This is a genomic window from Veillonella sp. 3310 (assembly GCF_003999875.1).
In the GTDB taxonomy this organism is placed as follows: Bacteria; Bacillota; Negativicutes; order Veillonellales; family Veillonellaceae; genus F0422.
Window position 1 is genome coordinate 89018 of the sequence record NZ_RQVJ01000005.1, and the last position, 18820, is coordinate 107837.

General features: G+C 40.3%; 16 protein-coding genes. 13 read left to right on the plus strand and 3 right to left on the minus strand.

Annotated elements, in window-relative coordinates; all coding sequences use genetic code 11:
• Positions 1-68: 68 nt before the first annotated feature.
• The 3 genes from EO127_RS07125 to EO127_RS07135 all read right to left on the minus strand — a co-directional run bounded on the left by EO127_RS07125 (position 69) and on the right by EO127_RS07135 (position 2287).
• Positions 69-350: a cupin domain-containing protein gene (locus tag EO127_RS07125; protein WP_127061611.1), complete on the minus strand. Its 282-nt coding sequence runs from the start codon at positions 348-350 to the stop codon at positions 69-71.
• A 94-nt stretch (positions 351-444) separates the two neighbouring features.
• A complete protein-coding gene (locus tag EO127_RS07130) occupies positions 445-1098 on the minus strand; it encodes a hypothetical protein (RefSeq protein WP_127069270.1) in 654 nt (217 codons plus the stop codon).
• Between the two features lies 1 nt (position 1099).
• Positions 1100-2287 carry a DUF1858 domain-containing protein gene (locus EO127_RS07135; RefSeq protein WP_127448735.1) on the minus strand — a complete coding sequence of 396 codons (1188 nt, stop codon included), beginning with the start codon at positions 2285-2287 and terminating at the stop codon, positions 1100-1102.
• Positions 2288-2958: 671 nt separating this feature from the next.
• Between EO127_RS07135 and sfsA the strand changes: the two genes are divergently transcribed.
• From sfsA to EO127_RS07200, 13 genes are all read left to right on the plus strand, one after another.
• The gene (gene sfsA, locus EO127_RS07140) at positions 2959-4116 is read left to right on the plus strand and encodes a DNA/RNA nuclease SfsA (protein WP_127448736.1); all 1158 of its coding nucleotides are present in this window, start codon (positions 2959-2961) and stop codon (positions 4114-4116) included.
• 151 nt (positions 4117-4267) lie between these two features.
• Complete coding sequence (gene gyrA, locus EO127_RS07145) at positions 4268-6742, plus strand: DNA gyrase subunit A (RefSeq protein ID WP_127448737.1); 2475 nt, start codon at positions 4268-4270, stop codon at positions 6740-6742.
• A gap of 613 nt (positions 6743-7355) precedes the next feature.
• Entirely contained in the window at positions 7356-8276 is a 921-nt protein-coding gene (locus tag EO127_RS07150; protein WP_127448738.1) for a DUF2156 domain-containing protein, read from the plus strand.
• The gene (locus tag EO127_RS07155; RefSeq protein ID WP_127448739.1) at positions 8273-8881 is read left to right on the plus strand and encodes a LysE/ArgO family amino acid transporter; all 609 of its coding nucleotides are present in this window, start codon (positions 8273-8275) and stop codon (positions 8879-8881) included. The genes EO127_RS07150 and EO127_RS07155 overlap by 4 nt, the downstream gene beginning before the upstream one ends.
• Positions 8882-9185: 304 nt before the next feature.
• The gene (eis, locus tag EO127_RS07160; RefSeq protein WP_127448740.1) at positions 9186-10376 is read left to right on the plus strand and encodes an enhanced intracellular survival protein Eis; all 1191 of its coding nucleotides are present in this window, start codon (positions 9186-9188) and stop codon (positions 10374-10376) included.
• Between the two features lie 180 nt (positions 10377-10556).
• Positions 10557-13463 carry a DUF3427 domain-containing protein gene (locus EO127_RS07165; RefSeq protein WP_127448741.1) on the plus strand — a complete coding sequence of 969 codons (2907 nt, stop codon included), beginning with the start codon at positions 10557-10559 and terminating at the stop codon, positions 13461-13463.
• 11 nt (positions 13464-13474) lie between these two features.
• Positions 13475-13861: a (deoxy)nucleoside triphosphate pyrophosphohydrolase gene (locus tag EO127_RS07170; protein WP_127448742.1), complete on the plus strand. Its 387-nt coding sequence runs from the start codon at positions 13475-13477 to the stop codon at positions 13859-13861.
• 89 nt (positions 13862-13950) lie between these two features.
• Positions 13951-14592 (plus strand): hypothetical protein, encoded by a 642-nt coding sequence (locus EO127_RS07175; protein WP_127448743.1) that lies wholly within the window; start codon positions 13951-13953, stop codon positions 14590-14592.
• Positions 14593-14777: 185 nt separating this feature from the next.
• Positions 14778-15671: a peptidoglycan editing factor PgeF gene (gene pgeF, locus EO127_RS07180; protein WP_127448744.1), complete on the plus strand. Its 894-nt coding sequence runs from the start codon at positions 14778-14780 to the stop codon at positions 15669-15671.
• 319 nt (positions 15672-15990) lie between these two features.
• Positions 15991-16680 carry a YggS family pyridoxal phosphate-dependent enzyme gene (locus EO127_RS07185; protein WP_127448745.1) on the plus strand — a complete coding sequence of 230 codons (690 nt, stop codon included), beginning with the start codon at positions 15991-15993 and terminating at the stop codon, positions 16678-16680.
• Positions 16681-16694: 14 nt separating this feature from the next.
• Entirely contained in the window at positions 16695-17198 is a 504-nt protein-coding gene (locus EO127_RS07190; RefSeq protein WP_127069282.1) for a cell division protein SepF, read from the plus strand.
• A gap of 16 nt (positions 17199-17214) precedes the next feature.
• Positions 17215-18033, plus strand: coding sequence for a pyrroline-5-carboxylate reductase (gene proC / locus EO127_RS07195; protein WP_127011171.1), 819 nt, complete (start codon positions 17215-17217; stop codon positions 18031-18033).
• A complete protein-coding gene (locus tag EO127_RS07200) occupies positions 18023-18808 on the plus strand; it encodes an RNA-binding protein (RefSeq protein ID WP_127448746.1) in 786 nt (261 codons plus the stop codon). The genes proC and EO127_RS07200 overlap by 11 nt, the downstream gene beginning before the upstream one ends.
• Positions 18809-18820: the final 12 nt, after the last annotated feature.

Sequence of the window (18820 nt, forward strand, 5' to 3'; positions counted from 1 at the left end):
GATAGGCGCAAAAAAGGTGTGAACCCAATGCTAATGACTAGCATGGATTCACACCTTTTATAATTGGATTATTTATGAATTAGGTTTACAACGAACTCGCTATCTTCCACTAATGTAGCTTGGATGTAGTTGTTGCCGTCGAAGTGTAATACTTCGCCTGGTGTTAAGATATGGGATTCTGTTTCGTTAAGGAATACGTTCACTTTACCTTTTACCACAGTGAAGATGACGTTAGCTTCTGGGTGATTGTGTTTTTCCACTTTGTCACCAGCGACGCCGCCTTTTTTCACAATTTTGTAGTTCGGGCCATCAAAAATTAAACCTAGTTCTTGTTTTACAGTTCCTGCCATAGTAGAACCTCCTATTCTAGGGACTTTCACAGGGGTGAAAGTCAATACCAACAGCGTTACTGCTGTTTTAACAATATAAAAAGGGTTTAGCTACTTAGCTTTTTGCAATTGTATATACAGGAATATCACCATCAAGATTTACATTGAATGCAAAGTCCGGTGCTACATGACTTACGAAGGCGCTGAACCATGCTTGGAAAGCAGCAGCCATGATAATTGGATTCACGCCCGCTGTTTTCCAATAAGAAATTTGATTTTGGTGATTTCCGTACCAACTAAAGGTAGTATCGGTTTGCTCGATGACAGTATCGCTTGGATCACAAGGCATACCATTTACATAATAGTCTTGCATCACTGTGTAGATAGCAGGTGCTGTTTGAGCAGTAAGTTTTTCTTTTGCTTCTGTACCGCACATAGCACCTTGTTTGATGAAAGCTTCTAATACAGCATCAATACCATCATCGCCGCCACAATCAGTTAAATCTTTAATGAAAGTAGCTTCGCGAACGGAAGAGGTTTGTAATTGGTTGTGTAACCAACCGTGGATGTTATTATGGTCGATGATACGGTCCAACTGACGATCGGGAGGAATTGGTTTCCCATACAAATCGATCGCTGTTGCATATAACTCATCGGCTAAATCGTCGAGGCGAGTTTGTGCCTCTTTTTTAATAATTTGTTCACGTTCAGCTATAAGCTGAATTTTTTTGTATAACCAAAAGTGAATGTGTCCCAATACTGCTGACATGTTAAGCTCCTTTTCGTGCGACTTCTAATTTGGAAACGAGTTCGTCCACATCAATACCGTGAATGTTGGCAGCTTGCCAGATAGGTTCTCCTGTGGAGGATGGACAGCCTAAACAACCCATACCGATAGATTGTAACACAGGTACCGTTTGTGGATACATATCTATAATATCACGAATGATGGAATCTTTTGTAATAGCAATTTCAGATACATTACGACCTGCATTAAGTTTTGTTACTAATTCATCGATGTCCATACCGTGGATATTTGCAGCTTGCCATAAAGGTTCACCTGTAGAAGATGGACAGCCTAGGCATCCCATCCCCATGGATTGTAAAATTGGGATTAATTCAGGGTATACTTCCACCACATGACGAACGATGGTATCTTTTGTAATCAGTTGTCCTGGTGAAAGAGGAGTCGCCCCTTTGTCGTTAGCAGTTGCAGTAGCCTCTGCAAGACCTGCATTACCTTGACCTGGTAATTTGACCACTGGTTCCGCAGATGCTTTGGCAGTAGTTGTTGGGGAATCAACAGTGTCTAATATAGCAGCCCGGAATGCATTGAGACCGATGCGGTCAATGAATTGACCGATACGCTCGATTTGGGCATTTTCTTTGTAGTATGCAATCATGCGATCGATGATAGTGAGTACTTCCTCTTCAGTAGCTACTTCTGTGATTAAGTCACCCAAGCGTGGATGAGCACCAGCGCTACCACCTGCATAGATTTGCCAACCTTGGTCATTACCGATAACGCCGATATCTTTTGTAATCGCTTCGGAGCAAGAGTTAGGACAGCCAGATACACCAATTTTCATTTTAGATGGCATTTCTTTAGAAATATATTTCCGTTCTAATTGCATGCCTAAGTGTACGCTGTCTTGTTTCGCTCGTTTACAGAATGTCGTGCCAGGGCAGAATTTCACAGAACGAACACGATTGGATACAGTATGTGCTGGTTCCATGCCGAGCATAGCCCATGCTTTGTCTACATCTTCTGCATTTAGGTTGGTGATCATGATGCGTTGTGCACCTGTAATTTTTAAAGTTGCGTGGAATGTGTTTGCCACGTCGATAAATTTTTGTAACATTTGTGGTTGTACGAAACCACCGGGAATCCGAGGGGTAATCGCATAGGTGCGTTTCCCGTTGCGGATACGTTGTAAATTGCCTGCCACTTGTGCCATGTGTATCTCCTTAATATCGAGTAAATGTTGATAATTCTTATGTATGTTAAAGTACTTAATTATTATATATGACTAGGCGAAAGCCTATGCTCTTAGTATACTATAAGAAGTGGTTCTTGTATGTAGCTGAGGCAACGAATTTTATTCACAAACTATACACGGCTTATACACTGGAAATTTAGAGTTACACACAGAATTATCCACAAAAAGTGATTAAGTTAAGACTAAAATAAAAGCATATTTAAGGTGTCATTGGATTACACACATAGTATACACAAGATAACCACATAGTTATACACATACTGTGTGATAACTAGTGAATAACTTAGAGCTTATACACAGACTAGACACAGGATACCCATATGGTTATCCACAGAACGGTGTATATGTTATGATGGTTATATAGGAGTGGATCATGGTAATAGTCTATAAGAGTATCCGTGTGGAAAAGTTTGGTGTGTATATAGGGCGTGTAGCATGAGTGGCATGTATGATATGTGTGGCGTGTACTATGACCCTAGAACTTGTTTGTTAGTATTGAAGATAAATTTTATAATAAATTAATCTTAATATATATAATGCATAAATCGAGAGTATAAAAATATATAGAAATAGTACAGATGACTTACTAGTATATATGAATGGATAGAACGTTAAAGATAGGAATTAGTATGAAAGTTTTATATGAAAATGTACAGGTCGCTACTTTTGTAGAGCGACCTAACCGATTTGTGGTGCATTTAGAATTAGATGGACAGATGATTGCAGCTCACTTGCCGAACCCTGGACGTATGTGGGAACTCCTCTTTGTAGGGGTGAAAATGTATGTGCTGCATCATCCCAAAGAAGGAGCAAAAACACAATATCGTGTCATCGGTATTGAACGTGATGGTGTGCCTATCATGTTGGACACCAATTATTGTAATGACATGGCGGAGTACATGATAGAGGAACAACTCATCCCTGGTTGGGAAGAGTGGCGTGTGGTGCGACGAGAGTACACTGTGGGTCATAGTCGATTTGATTTACTCCTTACCAATGATAAGGAAGAACGCTTTTTACTAGAAGTGAAGTCTTGTACCTTATTTGGTGATCAAGGGGCCATGTTCCCTGATGCGGTGACGGAGCGAGGACGAAAACATTTACTACACTTACAAGAGTTACAACAAGAAGGATACCGCACAGGGATTCTATTCTTAGTGCAGTGGGAACGAGCTCTGTGGTTTTCCCCGGACTTTCACACAGATTTGGAATTTACCAAAACATTTATTGAGGTAGCGCCGCAGTTAGACTGGAAAGCGATGGCGTTACAGTGGACCTCAGATTTCAATAGACCGAGGGTGGTGCGAGAATGCTTGTATAATGATGAAGCGGTGCGCCGAGAAGCGGAGGACCGTGGAGATTACCTCATGGTGTTGCAGGTAGAAGAGCCGGTGGACTTAACCATCGGTAGTAAGGGCAACATGCACTTTGAACCAGGCTATTATGTGTATGTAGGCTCAGCGAAGGCGAATTTGGAAAAGCGTATTGAACGCCATAAACGGAAGCGGAAAAAGAAACATTGGCATTTAGATTATTTGCGCAGTGTCAGCACTGTTGTGGCAGCCTTACCGATTCGTAGCTCCAGTGATTTAGAATGTGAATTAGCACAGGCCATGAAAGCCATCAGTACAGATGAGGTAAAAGGATTTGGCTGCAGTGATTGTCATTGTGAGTCCCACCTATTCAAGATGGATGTGAATCCTATCCATAATGAACGCTTTATGATCGATGTGGTGGAGCAGTTCCGTATGAATCGATTAAATGAGGCCATGCTAGCGGTGGAATGATAAAACGGTATGAATATTTATGCGACGCATACGTTCGTAAGTGTTTATATGTGACTGTATTGAAACTTTCATGTAAAAAGATAGAAAAAAAGTGCATAAAATGGTATAATAGGTTAGTTATATAATCAGTGTTGTAAAATGAGGTGATACAATGGAGGAAAAGGCTTGGAGTCATGGCAAGATTGTGCCGGTCCAAATCGATAAAGAAATGCGCAGCTCCTATATCGATTACGCCATGAGCGTTATCGTTATGCGCGCCCTTCCAGATGTACGTGATGGTTTAAAACCTGTACACCGTCGTATTCTATATGCGATGCATGAAACAGGCATGACGCCATCGAAACCGTACAAAAAATCGGCTCGTATCGTCGGCGACGTACTTGGTAAATACCATCCACATGGTGATAGTTCTGTGTATGACGCAACGGTGCGTTTAGCCCAAGATTTTAATACAAGATATCCACTCGTGGATGGTCATGGTAACTTCGGTTCTATTGACGGCGACTCTGCAGCGGCTATGCGGTATACAGAAGTTCGTATGTCTCGTATTGCGACAGAAATGCTCGCAGATATTGAGAAAAAAACAGTGGACTTCATGCCGAACTATGACGAATCCTTGGAAGAACCAACTGTACTTCCTGCTAAGATTCCGAACTTGTTGATCAATGGTTCCGCTGGTATTGCCGTTGGGATGGCCACAAATATTCCACCCCACAACTTAGGGGAAGTGGTAGATGGTCTTGTGATGCTCATCGACGATCCAGAGGTGGATGTGAACCAATTGATGACGGCTATCAAAGGTCCAGACTTCCCAACAGGAGCTTCTATCCTTGGTCGTGATGGTATAAAAAAAGCCTATGCCACAGGTCGTGGTAGCATCAAAATGCGTGCGAAAGCTCATATTGAGGCCATGACTAAGGGGAAACATCGCATCGTAGTCACTGAAATTCCGTACCAAGTAAACAAAGCGCGCTTAATTGCAACTATTGCAGATTTAAGCCGTGATAAAGTGGTGGATGGCATTACCGCCCTTCGTGATGAAAGTGACCGCCGTGGTCTTCGCATCGTTATCGAATTGCGTGCGGACGTGCAACCAGATATTGTGTTGAATAAATTATATAAACATACACAATTACAAGATACATTTGGTGTGATTATGTTGGCGCTAGTGAAAGGCCATCCAAAAGTATTGACTTTGAGAGAAGTATTAGGTCATTATTTAACGCACCGTCAAGAAGTCATTGTACGCCGTACAGAGTTCGACTTAGCGAAAGCAGAAGCACGTGCACACGTATTGGAGGGCTTATTGATCGCTTTAGATCATATTGATGAAGTGATTCATACGATCCGCAGCTCTCAAACTACAGATATTGCTCGTACCGCTTTGATTGAAAAGTTCAACCTTACAGAAATTCAAGCGAACGCTATCTTAGATATGCGTTTAGCTCGTTTAACTGGCTTGGAACGTGAAAAAATCGAAGAAGAACATGCTGCTTTATTGGTATTGATTGCGGACTTGAAAGCAATCTTAGCTTCCGATGCACGTCAACGTGAGATCATCAAAGAAGAGCTAATCGCTATGAAAGAAAAATATGGTGATAAACGTCGTAGTGAAATTACCATCGATACATCTGACTTTGATGTGGAAGATTTAATTGCTGACGAAGAAATGGTTATCACTTTAACACGACAAGGCTATATTAAACGTATGAATGCCAATGTGTATCGTAACCAACATAAAGGTGGCGTAGGTGTTGTGGGTATGAAAACAAAAGAAGACGATTATGTAGCACAAATCATGCATGTGCGCACGCATAATACATTGTTATTCTTTACATCCACAGGTCGTGCGTACCGCTTGAAAGCTTATGAAGTACCAGAAGCATCTAGTCGTAACTCTCGAGGTACAGCCATCATCAACGTGCTTCCTCTTAATGTAGGGGAAACAGTGACGAACATGATTGACTTAGAACGCATCTCCAGCGATGTGAACCTGTTCATGGTCACAAAACAAGGCGTTGTGAAGCGCACATCCATCGATGAGTATCGCAACATTCGCCGTGGTGGCTTGAATGCAGTGGCATTGGACGAAGGGGATCAGTTGATCTCTGTGGGCTTGACCTATGGCAACCAAGATGTATTGTTAGGTACGAAAAAAGGTATGGCTATTCGCTTCCATGAAAGTGACGTACGTTTGTTGAAACGTGCTGCTCGTGGTGTGAAAGGTATCAACTTGAACGCTGGCGACGAAGTTGTCGGTGCTAGTATTATCCACGGTACCGGCGAAGAATGCCAAGTCTTTACTATCAGTGAAGAAGGTTATGGCAAACGCAATGTGGAAAGCTCCTACACAGTACAAAAACGTGGTGGCAAAGGGACGAAAAACTTTAAAATCACTGATAAAACTGGTGAAGTCGTAGCTGTAGAAATCGTAAATGACAACGATGAAATGATGCTAATTTCTGAACAAGGTAAGATCATTCGCTTTGATGTGAACGACATTGCCGTGAAGAAAAGCAAAGCCATTTCTGGTGTGAAAACTCAGAACCTAGACGAAGGAGATAAAATTGCCTCTGTGGCGGTGATCTCTGGAGAAGAGTTAAAAGAAGACGAAAGCTTGTTTTAGTAGCGGCTTTCTTGCCTTTCGTAATTGCGTATAAAGGAAGAGCACGGTATACCCCTCACAAACGGTATTTCATAATGTTTGTGAGGGGCACACCGTGCTCTTCTTGCGTTTGCGGAATGTATCAAATAAGGGAGGCAAGAAAGACCACTTCTACAATGGCGCTTTACGGAGGGTGGAGATACTGAGGTATTCTATGTTTACCTTTACGTTAAGTTATGTTACAATGTGAGTAGCTAAAACAACAAATAAGTCTAACAAAGATTACACCAAAAAAGCACAGGGCGGCAACCCTGTGCTTTTTCTTTGCCGTTTATATTACGGCATTGGCTAGTCACTATTTATTGTTACTATCTAGCCATTTGCAAAGGTAGTAGCTGATTACATTCGCCATGATAGTAACAAACAACAAGATTAGAAAGTCTAACAATAAAAACACCCCCTTTCCGTCACGGAATTGGGATATAGTGACAAGTTTATTATACCAAATTTTCTGCGAAATAGATAAAAATCACAAAATGTAAATAGGGTATTTATTCTGCATTGAATTTTATCGATGAATAGCATATAATAGTAATGTTATATCATAAAATCAGAGTATTAGGAGGCGAGTCCTATTTTAGACTTCAAGCGTTTTACCTTAGAAGATAAGCCCCGTATTGATGCGTATTTTGGAGAGCATCATTATGAAGCGTCAGATAATAGTTTTACCACATTGTTTATGTGGCAAGATATTTATGGCATTACTTGGGCAGAAGAAGAAGGCGTGTTATTTATTAAAGGTGGTGGAGTGACAGAATCTCCATTTATGTTACCACCGTTCGCGGGAAAAGATGCCAAATTTGTAGATGGATTACAAATGGCGAAAGAGTGGTTTAAGGAAAATCAAATTCCATTTTTGTTAAAAGGTGTAAACCCCATCATGATGGAACGGATGCAAAAGTTGTGTCCAGACTGCTATGAATTTACACCAGACCGTGACAATTTTGAATATATTTACCGTACAGAAGATATGATTACCTTAGCGGGTAAAAAGTTGCGCCAAAAGAAAAATCATTTGAACCAATTCCGTATGCAATATTCTAACTATGAATATATGCCAATTGATGAAAATACGATTCCTCTTTGTCGTGAAGCTGCAGCACAATGGGTGGAGACACACCATGAAGAAGGCATTGAAGATGAACTAACTGCTATCAATTTGCTGTTTGATCATTGGGATGCATTAGGTCTTGTAGGTGGTTGCATTAAATTGTTCGGACGAGTAGAAGCTTTCACCATTGGGGAAATGTTGAATGAGCATATGGCGCTCATTCATATTGAAAAAGCAAATCCAACTATCCGTGGTTTGTATCAAGCTATCAATAATGAATTCATTCGTCATGAATTTGCAGATACAAAGTTTATCAACCGTGAAGAAGATATGGGCTTGCCTGGTCTTCGCATGGCGAAAGAGTCGTACAACCCAGATCATTTTGCTGAAAAATATGATGCTCGTTGTGCTAAACAAGGCGCATGTGAGGATAGTCATCCATGACCTACTTTTGGGAAGGATTACTCATCGGTTTTGCCGTGTTGGCACCCATAGGAATGCAGAATTTATTTATTATTAATACAGCATTGGTACAAAAGGTGTCACGTATTATTACAACGATTTTAATCGTGGCATTTTTCGACCTCACCTTGAGCGTGTCAGCCTTTTATGGCATTGGTGCCATATTTGACATATGGCCATTTTTGAAAGGCATCATTTTATTGCTAGGTGGGGCGGTTATCTTTTACATGGGCTACACCGTGTTCAATTCGGAACCGAATGTGTCCCATGTGGATACGAATGTGACCATTTGGAACATTGTGACTACAGCCTTTGCGGTAGCGTGGTTGAATCCACAGGCACTTATCGATGTGACCATGATGTTCGGTGCTGTGAAAGCCAGCATTCCAGAAGAAGCCTCTCTCTATTTCTTGTTGGGATACATCGTGTCAGCCTTTGTTTGGTTTGGTGCGTTATCGACGATCATTCACAAACTATCAAAGCGTATCAAGATTTCGCAATTGGTATGGATTAACCGAATTTGTGGGTTGATCTTATTTGGGTATGGCGCTAAATTGTTTATAGATGGAGTATTATTGTATATATAAATAGATCATACATCATGTCTTGCACCTTTCAATGGAATGCTGTCATATTTAAAATAACTCATATCACCCTTGCTTCTAGGTTTTAGAAATTACAAGAAGTATACTTATATGCAATAATTGGGGTATGCGTTCGAGGATGCATGCTTGAAAGAGCCGGTTAAGCTGGCTCTTTTTCTATGTCTGTAAACTTTCACAAAAGAAGTGTATAAAGGGTCTAGCAGTAGGCCCTTATTTTTTTATATAATAATAGAATAAAGTATACGAACTGTTTTCTATGTACCATAGCGATGGAAGAGGGATTATTTTGAAATTTAGAATTGCCAAAGAGTCAGACACAAAAGAAGTAAAACGTTTGTGGGCCTATTGTTTTGAACCAGAAGATCATCCATTTTTTAAATATTATTTTGATACGGCTTATGAACCAGACAATACGATGGTCGGCATCGATCGTAGTTATTTGGTGAGTACCGTTCATTTACGACAAAATACCATTCGTGTTCGCGGTGTGGACCTACCTATGTCTTACATGGTAGGGGTTGCCACAGATCCGATTGTACGGCGTAGCGGGGTGGGTAAAAAATTATTGAAAGCCGCCTTAGGGGAATTGAAAGAGCGTGGACAAGGCTTAACCATTTTAATGCCATCTTCTGCAGGGTTTTACCAAAACTATGGCTGGGATTTGTATGCCCATCAATGGGTGCAAACCATGAAACTAGACGAGTTAGCACCTTTGCTAAAGAAATTAGATAAAACACTATCCTTTGGTATGTTGCGATCTCCACGAGAATGGAAACGTTTAGCAGGCGTCTATGAAACGTATACAAAACCATTGTCCGGCTATGCGGTACGAAAAGAAAAAGAATGGGTTCGTTTGTTGGAATCTATTTTTGCAGAAGGCGTACAAGTGGGATATGTAAAAAATGATTCGGGACAATTAGAAGGCTATTGTTTCTATCGCTTAGGAGAGCCTGAGATCGGGGTGAGCGAGTTTGTGTACACCACTCGCCGTGCTCAAAAAGCATTGCTGAACTTCTTGTACAACCATCGCTCCCAAGGTGAAAGCGTACGTTGGAACGAAGGCATGATTGACCAAGGTTATATCTTTCACACAAATGGAAAAACAGGACATAGTACGATGCCATTTATGATGAGCCGTATCGTAGATGTGAAGCTGGCTATGGAAAGCATTCCTGTACCCGTGGCATTAGAAGGAGCCATCCAATTCGGGGTGAAAGACCCATTATGTGAGTGGAACCACGGTACCTATGTGGTATCCTATAAAGAAGGCAAAGCGCAAGTGGTGAAACATAAAGAACATGTGGACATCAATGCGAAATTAGTGTTCTCCGTAGGAGCCTTGAGCTTATTGCTTATGGGTCGTATGAGTGCTACAGAACTTGCTTTTGAAGAAACACTAGAAGGACCAGATGATATACTAGAAGTGTTAAATCGGGCCTACCCAAGACAAAATACATATATCAATGAATGGTGGTAAGATACTTTGTTACGTTGATACAAGCACCATAAGATAAGAAAGAACGCTATACATTTCTTGACAAACCATGAGAATACTCAGGCTTGTTATAGGATGTGTAGTGTTCTTTTTATTTTTCTATTGATCTTATGCATAAGAGCTGGTAGAGTGATCTTATATAGATGTATATAGGAGATAGAGATGAGTGCGATAAACTTTACTAAATCATTACAACATAGTGGGCCAGAGTTTGTATCGAATAATGCAGAAGAAGGTCGGAAGGTTATTTCTGCCATAGAGAGCGAGTTAAAACGGTGCGAATCTTTTTTTATCAGCGTAGCCTTCATTACAGCCGGTGGATTAAGTCCATTATTGATGACGTTAAAAGAGTTGGAAGAAAAACATATTCCAGGCCGTATTTTGACAACAAATTTTTTGATGTTTAATGATCCTAAAATACTAGATAAGTTAAGTCAGTTTCGTAATATTGAACTTCGCATATTTGATGCACAAGGATCTGATGTAGGCTTTCATACAAAAGGATATGGATTCCATTTAGAAGATGAGTTTACGATTATCATGGGTAGTTCAAATATGACACTCCATGCATTGACGAGAAATAAAGAGTGGAATGTGCATTATAGTTCTCATAAGCAAGAATCTTTTGTGACATCTGTCTTAGAGGAGTTTGAAAGTTTATGGGCAGCAGATGAAACAAAGGCTTATGTAGAATATATTGATACATATAGAGTGTTATATAAACAGTACAACGATTCTACTAAGAAACAATTACCAGCAGTGGCAGATGCGAGTGTAACTGAATATAACCAAGCCCCAAAAGTATTACAGCCGAATAGTATGCAGTCCTATGTGATTGAAAAGTTTACAGAACTATATGAGACAGGGGCTAACAAGGGGTTATTAATTTCTGCAACTGGTACAGGTAAAACCTATGCATCTGCATTTGCTGTCAGCAGTGTTAAACCGAAGCGAGTGCTATTTTTGGTCCATCGTGAACAGGTAGCTCGTCAAGCGATGGAATCCTATCAACGGGTGATTGGTGACTCCGTGACGTATGGTGTATTATCAGGTACAGCAAAGGGATTTTCTGAAACGTATTTATTTGCCACTATGCAAATGATGTCAAAGCCAGATTGTTATGAGCGATTTTCCCCTACAGATTTTGATATTATCGTCATCGATGAGGCGCATCGGGCAGGATCTGAAAGTTACCACCGAATTATGGAGTACTTCAAGCCTAAGTTTTGGTTTGCTATGACCGCTAGTCCAGAGCGTACAGATGATTTCGATATTTATAAGCTATTTGATTACAATATTATTCATGAAATACGATTACAACATGCATTAGAGGCAGATTTGCTATGTCCATTTCACTATTTTGGTATCGGACAATTATCTGATGGGATAACAACCTATGAAGGTGATGAAGCTCAGAGTATTTTTGCCAATGAATGGGATTACCAAACAAGGGCTAGATTAATTCTAGAGCAATGTAATTTTTATGGATATTCTGGAGAGCGAGTAAAAGGGTTAGTATTCTGTCATAGTCTTGAAGAAGCACAAGAACTATCCATGGCTTTTAATCAGCTGGGGATGCGAACTTTAAGTTTAAGTGGTGCAGATTCACAAGAAAGTCGTGAAGTGGCGATTCAAAGATTATCAGGGCCGGATGCAAATGATGCATTAGATTATATTATGACGGTAGATATTTTTAATGAAGGTATCGATATTCCAGAGGTCAATCAAGTTGTTATGGTTCGTGGCACAGAGAGTCCTATCGTGTTTGTACAACAGTTAGGGCGGGGACTGCGTCGTCATAACAGTAAAGATTATGTAGTCGTTCTTGATTTTATTGGGAATTTTAATAATAATTTTATGATTCCTGTAGCTCTTTCTGGTGATGTAAGCCATAATAAGGATAGTTTACGCTATTATGTGCAAGAAGGTACACGAGTGATTCCAGGTGCATCTACCATCCATTTTGATGCGATTGCTCAAGAACGTATTTTTAAATCTATCGACACGGCTAAGTTCACGCAGATTAAACATATTCGACAAGCCTATAAAAATTTAAAATATAAATTAGGGCGCATACCTAAATTGATAGATTTTGAGAACTATGGAAGTATTGATATTTCTTTGATCTTTAGTAGTAATGCAAAAACATATTATAAGTTTTTAGTAGACTATGAAAAAGACTACACCCATAGGTTTTCGACGGTAGAAGCTAAAATATTAGAGTATATGGGGCAGTACATGGTACTTGGTAAACGTGTGCATGAACTCTATGTACTGGAAGGATTATTGAAAGGTGAAGCTAATCCATTGGTGTATATGAAATATCAGTTAGTAAGATTAGGCATTCCTTGCACAATCCATACAGAAAAAAATATCATTAATTTATTTACTGGACAGTTTAAAACAGGATCTGCCAAAGCCAGCTTTAAGGATGCCGTGCTGTGCGATAAAGTGGTCGATGGATTACAAATATCAACAGTATTCCGTGAAGCTTTAGAAAAAGAAGGTTTCCGTGATATGGTCGAAGACTATGTAAAAGTAGGCTTTCAAAGGAATCAAAAATATTATAGTCAACGATATGAGGAGGCATCATTTACGCTGTATCAAAAATATACGTATGAAGATGTATGTCAGTTAATGGAGTGGGAAACGAGTATTGTGCCATTAAATATTGGTGGTTATAAATATGATGAGCCCACTAAAACATATCCGGTATTTATCAATTATGATAAGGGCGAAGATATTGCAGATACCATTAGATATGAAGATAAATTATTATCTCCACAACAATTAATTGCTATTTCTAAAAGTGGTGTGGACCTTACCAATAATTTGGTACAAAGAGCTTTACATGCAAAAGAAGAAAATATTACGATGCATCTGTTTATTCGGAAAAATAAAAATGATGAAGATGGAGCAAAAGAGTTTTATTATTTAGGACATATTTATGCTACAGGTGAAACAGAAGTGTTTACAATGCCGGGTACAACGAAAAAGGCCGTTCGCATTATGTATGATTTAGAAACACCAATACGAGAAGATCTATATGATTATTTTGTGAATCATTGAAGGAGATAGGGATGAAAACGATAGAAGTAGTAGCAGCAGTTATTTTGAAAGATAAACAAGTATTAGCTACACAAAGAGGCTATGGAGATTTGCAAGGACGTTGGGAATTTCCAGGAGGTAAAATTGAGCCTGGAGAAGTTCATAAAGTAGCTTTATCTCGTGAAATACAAGAAGAGTTAGATGTACAGATTACAGTAGGAGATTTTTTAACAACCGTAGAGTATGACTATCCTAATTTTCATCTTATTATGCATGCCTATCAATGTGAATTATTAGGAGACTTTCATTTGCAAGAACATAGTGCAGCTCGTTGGTTAGGCTTAGAAACATTATATGATGTAGATTGGTTAGAAGCAGATTTACCTATCGTGGAATGTGTGAAAAGTTTAATTGCCTAGATAGAATGTATAGATGTATTAATGATATACTAGTAATAAAATAGTCCAATATTTAAATAGTATATGAGTTGTAATGAAAGAGAGAGAATATGAAAAAACTAACCACATCTATTTTACTAGCACTTTTTAGTGCTACCATCTTCACACCAACTCATGTAGAGGCGAGTTGGTTGTCTAAAACGTGGAAAAAGGTTGAAAAATCTTGGAATGAAGCGGGGAAACAAAATAGCTCTACTAGAACGAGTGGATCTTCTGCGAGTACAATTCGATTACCACAACGGTCGGAGTATCCGAGTCGCTATCCATCAGGTCAAGAGATCGGACATCATTTAGGGGGAGCAGAACGTAGTATAGCTGGAGTATACCCTAATGCTACTTATGAGGAGATTCGTCGAATTTTAGGTGCTCCCACAGAAGAGGTTCATCATGAGTATAGACGAGATGGAGAGCAAAGAGCCTTCATGCGATATGGGGGTATAACGTATAGCAGTATTTATGGGCAAATCGAAAGGGCAGGAGTAATTGAAGTTACTAATCGTGATGCTACAACGTATCGAGGAATTGCAGTAGGAGATTCGTTAGAAAAAGTGTATGAGGCATATGGTAGACCGGTACGTATTTATGATGATAATACTTGGTTTTATGGTGTATTTATTTGGCAATCAGATTTTGTATATGGTATTCAATTCATTAATGATGGAGAAAAAGTTACTAAGATTAGAGTATTGTAGTTATTGCTTTGCGGTTTACTTTTACGCTTTATTTGTAATAATAATGTAGCAAGAAAGTACAATATTCTTTTATTTTATATGAATTATAACATCTAAATTCATGGAATATAACTAGTAAATCTATTAAAAATAATATTTACACGGATCAAATGTAAACGATTCTACTAACCCAAAGGAGGCACAACATGAACAAAACGCAACTATTCCAAACTTCCTCCTCGCTTCATCATGCACTATTTTCTCAAGATAATTCCACAAGTATTACCTACGAATATAGTCCTTTGTTAGAGCACTTCCCCCTCACTCATGGTGTCACCTATCGTTATGGTGGTGTCAGCGAAGGTTCCTTTGATAGTTTTAACATGGGACTACATGTTGGTGATACTCCAGAAGCGGTGGCAGAGAATCGCAAACGCTTAGCACAGGTACTAGGGATGGATCCTAATCATTTGACTTGTGGTGAGCAAGTACATGGTGTAGGTGTGACGAGGGTGACGGAAGAGCTTGTTGGTCGAGGTGCTTTTAGTTGGGATGACAGTATCCCAGATAGCGATGCGATTCATACGAACTTGATGAATGTTCCTCTCTTGTTGCTTGTGGCGGACTGTGTACCTGTGCTCATCTATGATGCGGTGCATCATGCAGTGGCGGTTGTCCATGCAGGTTGGCGTGGAGCCATCGCTCACATTGTGGAGCGTACGATGGATAGTATGCGCAATGCGTACGGAACGTTGCCTTCTGATTGCTATCTCTTCATCGGTCCTTCTATTGGAGGGGAATCCTTTGAGGTGAGCGAAGAGATCGCTGAACAATTTCGACAAGACATGCGTGCCTTGGGGCTTTCACAGGTGGACCAGGTGGTGCGGTATATCCAACGAGACGGACAAATAACAGCTACACCACATGTAGATTTGAAAGGATACATTGCAGCCTGTGTGGTGCAGAAGGGCATACCACTGGAGCAAGTGTCGGTATCATCCACAGACACGATGACCACTGATGGATGTTACTCGTACCGGCGAGATCAAGGATGTACAGGACGTATGGCCATGTTCGCTGTCCTGCGAGACCAAGCCTAGGACGCAGATGTGTTAGATTCCTTTTTCTTAAGGATGGTTACTTTCATAGGACACCCTAGGACATTGTAGGGCACTCGAGAACATCACATGTGATGACGGTGCATGATTGGGAACATATACTTTCACCCACACATGGAATACTTGACAAATACATAAACTAGATGACTAAGAATAAGAAAATACAGAGAAATAGGCTTGAAATCATGCTTTTTCTATGTACTTTTCTTATTCTTTCGTTTATAATAAGAAAGATAAAGTATTATTTTTTTTATGAAGACCTTTCAGAGTGGAATGTAACGACGAAAGAGGACTGACATATATGATAGCAACAGCATTACATGAAGTGCAGGAACGCATTGAAGCGGCGAAAGCACGAGTGGGAAGAACAGATTCTGTTACGCTAGTAGCGGTGACGAAGAATCATCCTGTAGAGGCTGTACAAGAGGTAGCCCAGTTAGGCGTAAGAACTGTGGGTGAGAATCGTGTACAAGAAGCAAAAGAAAAAATGGAACTCTACCAGGGACCAGAGTTACAATGGCATTTGATTGGACAGTTGCAAAACAACAAAGTCCGCAATGCGATAGGTAAGTTTGCATTGATTCATTCGGTTCACAGTGTTAAGTTGTTGGATGAAATTCAGCGCATTGCCGCTAGGGAAGGGTTAGTACAAGAAGTATTACTGCAAGTTAATGTGGCACGAGAAGAGAGCAAGTCTGGCATGGATGTGGAAGAGTTTCCTACCATACGGGAATATGCCAAAACATTACCCAATGTACGGGTAAAAGGGCTTATGTGTATGGCACCATTTTTTGATGATCCAGAAGAGACTCGCCCAATTTTTCGAGTGGCTCATGCTTTATTTGAAGACATGAAACTTCATTTTGATGAAGGGCAGATTGAATATATATCCATGGGGATGACCCATGATTTTGAAGTAGCAATTGAAGAGGGTGCAAATATTGTTCGTGTGGGAACCGCAATATTTGGAGAACGCCACTATGATAAGTAATGGAGGAAATGACGATGGCACTGAAAGACAGCTGGAATTCTGTAAAAAACTTTTTTGGCGGTAATCAAGATGATGGATATGAATATGAAGAGTATTCAGATGATACATATGAAGAAGAATTTCAACAGCCAGTGGTAACAGCACCAGTGGCAGGTGGTAATGGACCTGTAGCATCTGCAGTAAAACCAAAAACAGGAGGATATAATACAGTGGCACAACGTTCTAGTGGTATGAAAGTAGTCATCGTAGAGCCAAAAGCATTCGAAGACTCTGAAAACATTGCAAATCAATTGCGCGATATGCGTCCAGTAGTGATTAATTTTGAAAATACAGACCCTCATGAAGCTGCACGTATTGTGGACTTTGTTAGTGGCGCTACATTTGCTTTAGATGGCAAATTAGAAAAAATTGGTAAAGATATCTTTATCTGCGTACCAGTGAATGTAACAGTAGATTATACAGATAAAGAGTACACAGAAATATCTGACAAATTAGCTTGGAAAGAACCACAAGCCTAAGCATTAGGAGGTAGCCATGCAAAAAATACTACTAATTGGTGTAGGATCGATGGGTGGTGCTATTTTACAGGGGGCTTTGGAACAAGGTGTTTGGGGCCCTGAGGAAGTAGATGTACTAGTGCGTCGCAGTGAGCAAGCATCAGAATTAGAGCGCACGTTAGGTGTCACAGCCTTCACGGACTGTGATGCCATACCTGCTTTTGATGAGTACAGAACCATTGTATTTGGCGTAAAACCTCAAGTCTTACCGTCTCTTATGGAAGAGGTGGGACCACAAATCGAGGCGAGAACATTATGTATTTCTATTGCGGCAGGCATTACATTGGATACATTACAATCCTTTGCACCCCATGTACATTGGTTACGAGCTATGCCGAATACTCCAATTTTGGTAAAAGCTGGCTTTACAGCGATTGCTAGTAGTGAACAAGTGACACCAGGTGAGCGAGAACAAGCTTTGCGCATTTTCGAAGCCTTAGGTGAAGCCGTGGTATGTTCAGAAGCTGATTTAGACCGTATTGGCGCTCTAGCAGGGGCAGGTCCAGGCTATATGTATACCATTTTAGATGCTATGGCAAATGCAGGTGTTCGGATTGGTCTCACTAGGCCATTGGCGTTGCAAGCGGCGGTACAGACGATGTATGGCTCTGGCTTGATTGCCTTAGAAACAGGCGCTCATCCGAGTGTGCTTAGAGATCAAGTGACATCTCCCGGAGGTACGACTATAGCAGGTATTGCAGCCATGGAAAAAGAAGGGTTGCGTTCTTCCATTATGGAAGGCATCTTAGCTTGTTATGAACGGTCAAATGAAATAGGAAAACAACGTGAAAGATAAAGAAAAGTTAATTCGATATTTTGAAGCATCTGGTAATGGCGAAGAGGCTAGACGTATGATTGATCTAGCGGAGCAAGTACAAGCAGGCCGACCTTACCGTGTGACAGATTTTATGTCACCTACAGGCCTTGTCATTGCAGATGCAGTAAAAGCGAATTTTGGTGGTATTAATATCATTTCCAGTGGTGGTTACGAAGGGGCAGAACGCCTTCGAGTGGCCTTTGTGGACCCTCACTTTCAAGGAACAGTAGATTTACAAATTGCGGTGCTGAAAGTATCTTGGGATCCACGATTCCGATTATTGACACATCGTGATGTGTTGGGTTCCCTAATGGGACTTGGTATTGATCGCACTCATTTTGGAGATATTATCGTCACTAGTGGTGGGGCGCAGGTAATCGTAGATGCAACGATAGCAGATTTTGTGATTCAAAACTTTACGAAAATTGCTATGGTCACGGTTACAGTATCACGGATGGAATTGAGTGAATTACAACCGAAAGAAGAAAAAATAAAAGAAGTGCGAACTACTGTTGCGTCTATGCGGTTGGATTCTATAGCTTCTTCAGGTTTTAGTACATCTCGTACAAAAGTTGTGGAGGCCATTAAGGCAGGATTAGTACAAGTGAATTGGCAACCTGCGAAAGGACCAGCGCAAGAAGTAAAAGAAGGAGATATTATTTCTCTTCGTGGCAGAGGTCGTATGCAAATAGAAAGTATTACCGGCACGTCTAAAAAAGGGCGTATTGGAGTACATCTAAAACGATTTATGTAAGGAGGCTGATCC

Coding starts and splice junctions, on each gene's coding strand:
- EO127_RS07125 (WP_127061611.1), bottom strand. CDS start 350: ATGGCAGGAACTGTAAAACAAGAACTAGGTTTAATTTTTGATGGCCCG.
- EO127_RS07130 (WP_127069270.1), bottom strand. CDS start 1,098: ATGTCAGCAGTATTGGGACACATTCACTTTTGGTTATACAAAAAAATT.
- EO127_RS07135 (WP_127448735.1), bottom strand. CDS start 2,287: ATGGCACAAGTGGCAGGCAATTTACAACGTATCCGCAACGGGAAACGC.
- sfsA (WP_127448736.1), top strand. CDS start 2,959: ATGAAAGTTTTATATGAAAATGTACAGGTCGCTACTTTTGTAGAGCGA.
- gyrA (WP_127448737.1), top strand. CDS start 4,268: ATGGAGGAAAAGGCTTGGAGTCATGGCAAGATTGTGCCGGTCCAAATC.
- EO127_RS07155 (WP_127448739.1), top strand. CDS start 8,273: ATGACCTACTTTTGGGAAGGATTACTCATCGGTTTTGCCGTGTTGGCA.
- EO127_RS07165 (WP_127448741.1), top strand. CDS start 10,557: ATGAGTGCGATAAACTTTACTAAATCATTACAACATAGTGGGCCAGAG.
- EO127_RS07170 (WP_127448742.1), top strand. CDS start 13,475: ATGAAAACGATAGAAGTAGTAGCAGCAGTTATTTTGAAAGATAAACAA.
- EO127_RS07175 (WP_127448743.1), top strand. CDS start 13,951: ATGAAAAAACTAACCACATCTATTTTACTAGCACTTTTTAGTGCTACC.
- pgeF (WP_127448744.1), top strand. CDS start 14,778: ATGAACAAAACGCAACTATTCCAAACTTCCTCCTCGCTTCATCATGCA.
- EO127_RS07185 (WP_127448745.1), top strand. CDS start 15,991: ATGATAGCAACAGCATTACATGAAGTGCAGGAACGCATTGAAGCGGCG.
- EO127_RS07190 (WP_127069282.1), top strand. CDS start 16,695: ATGGCACTGAAAGACAGCTGGAATTCTGTAAAAAACTTTTTTGGCGGT.
- proC (WP_127011171.1), top strand. CDS start 17,215: ATGCAAAAAATACTACTAATTGGTGTAGGATCGATGGGTGGTGCTATT.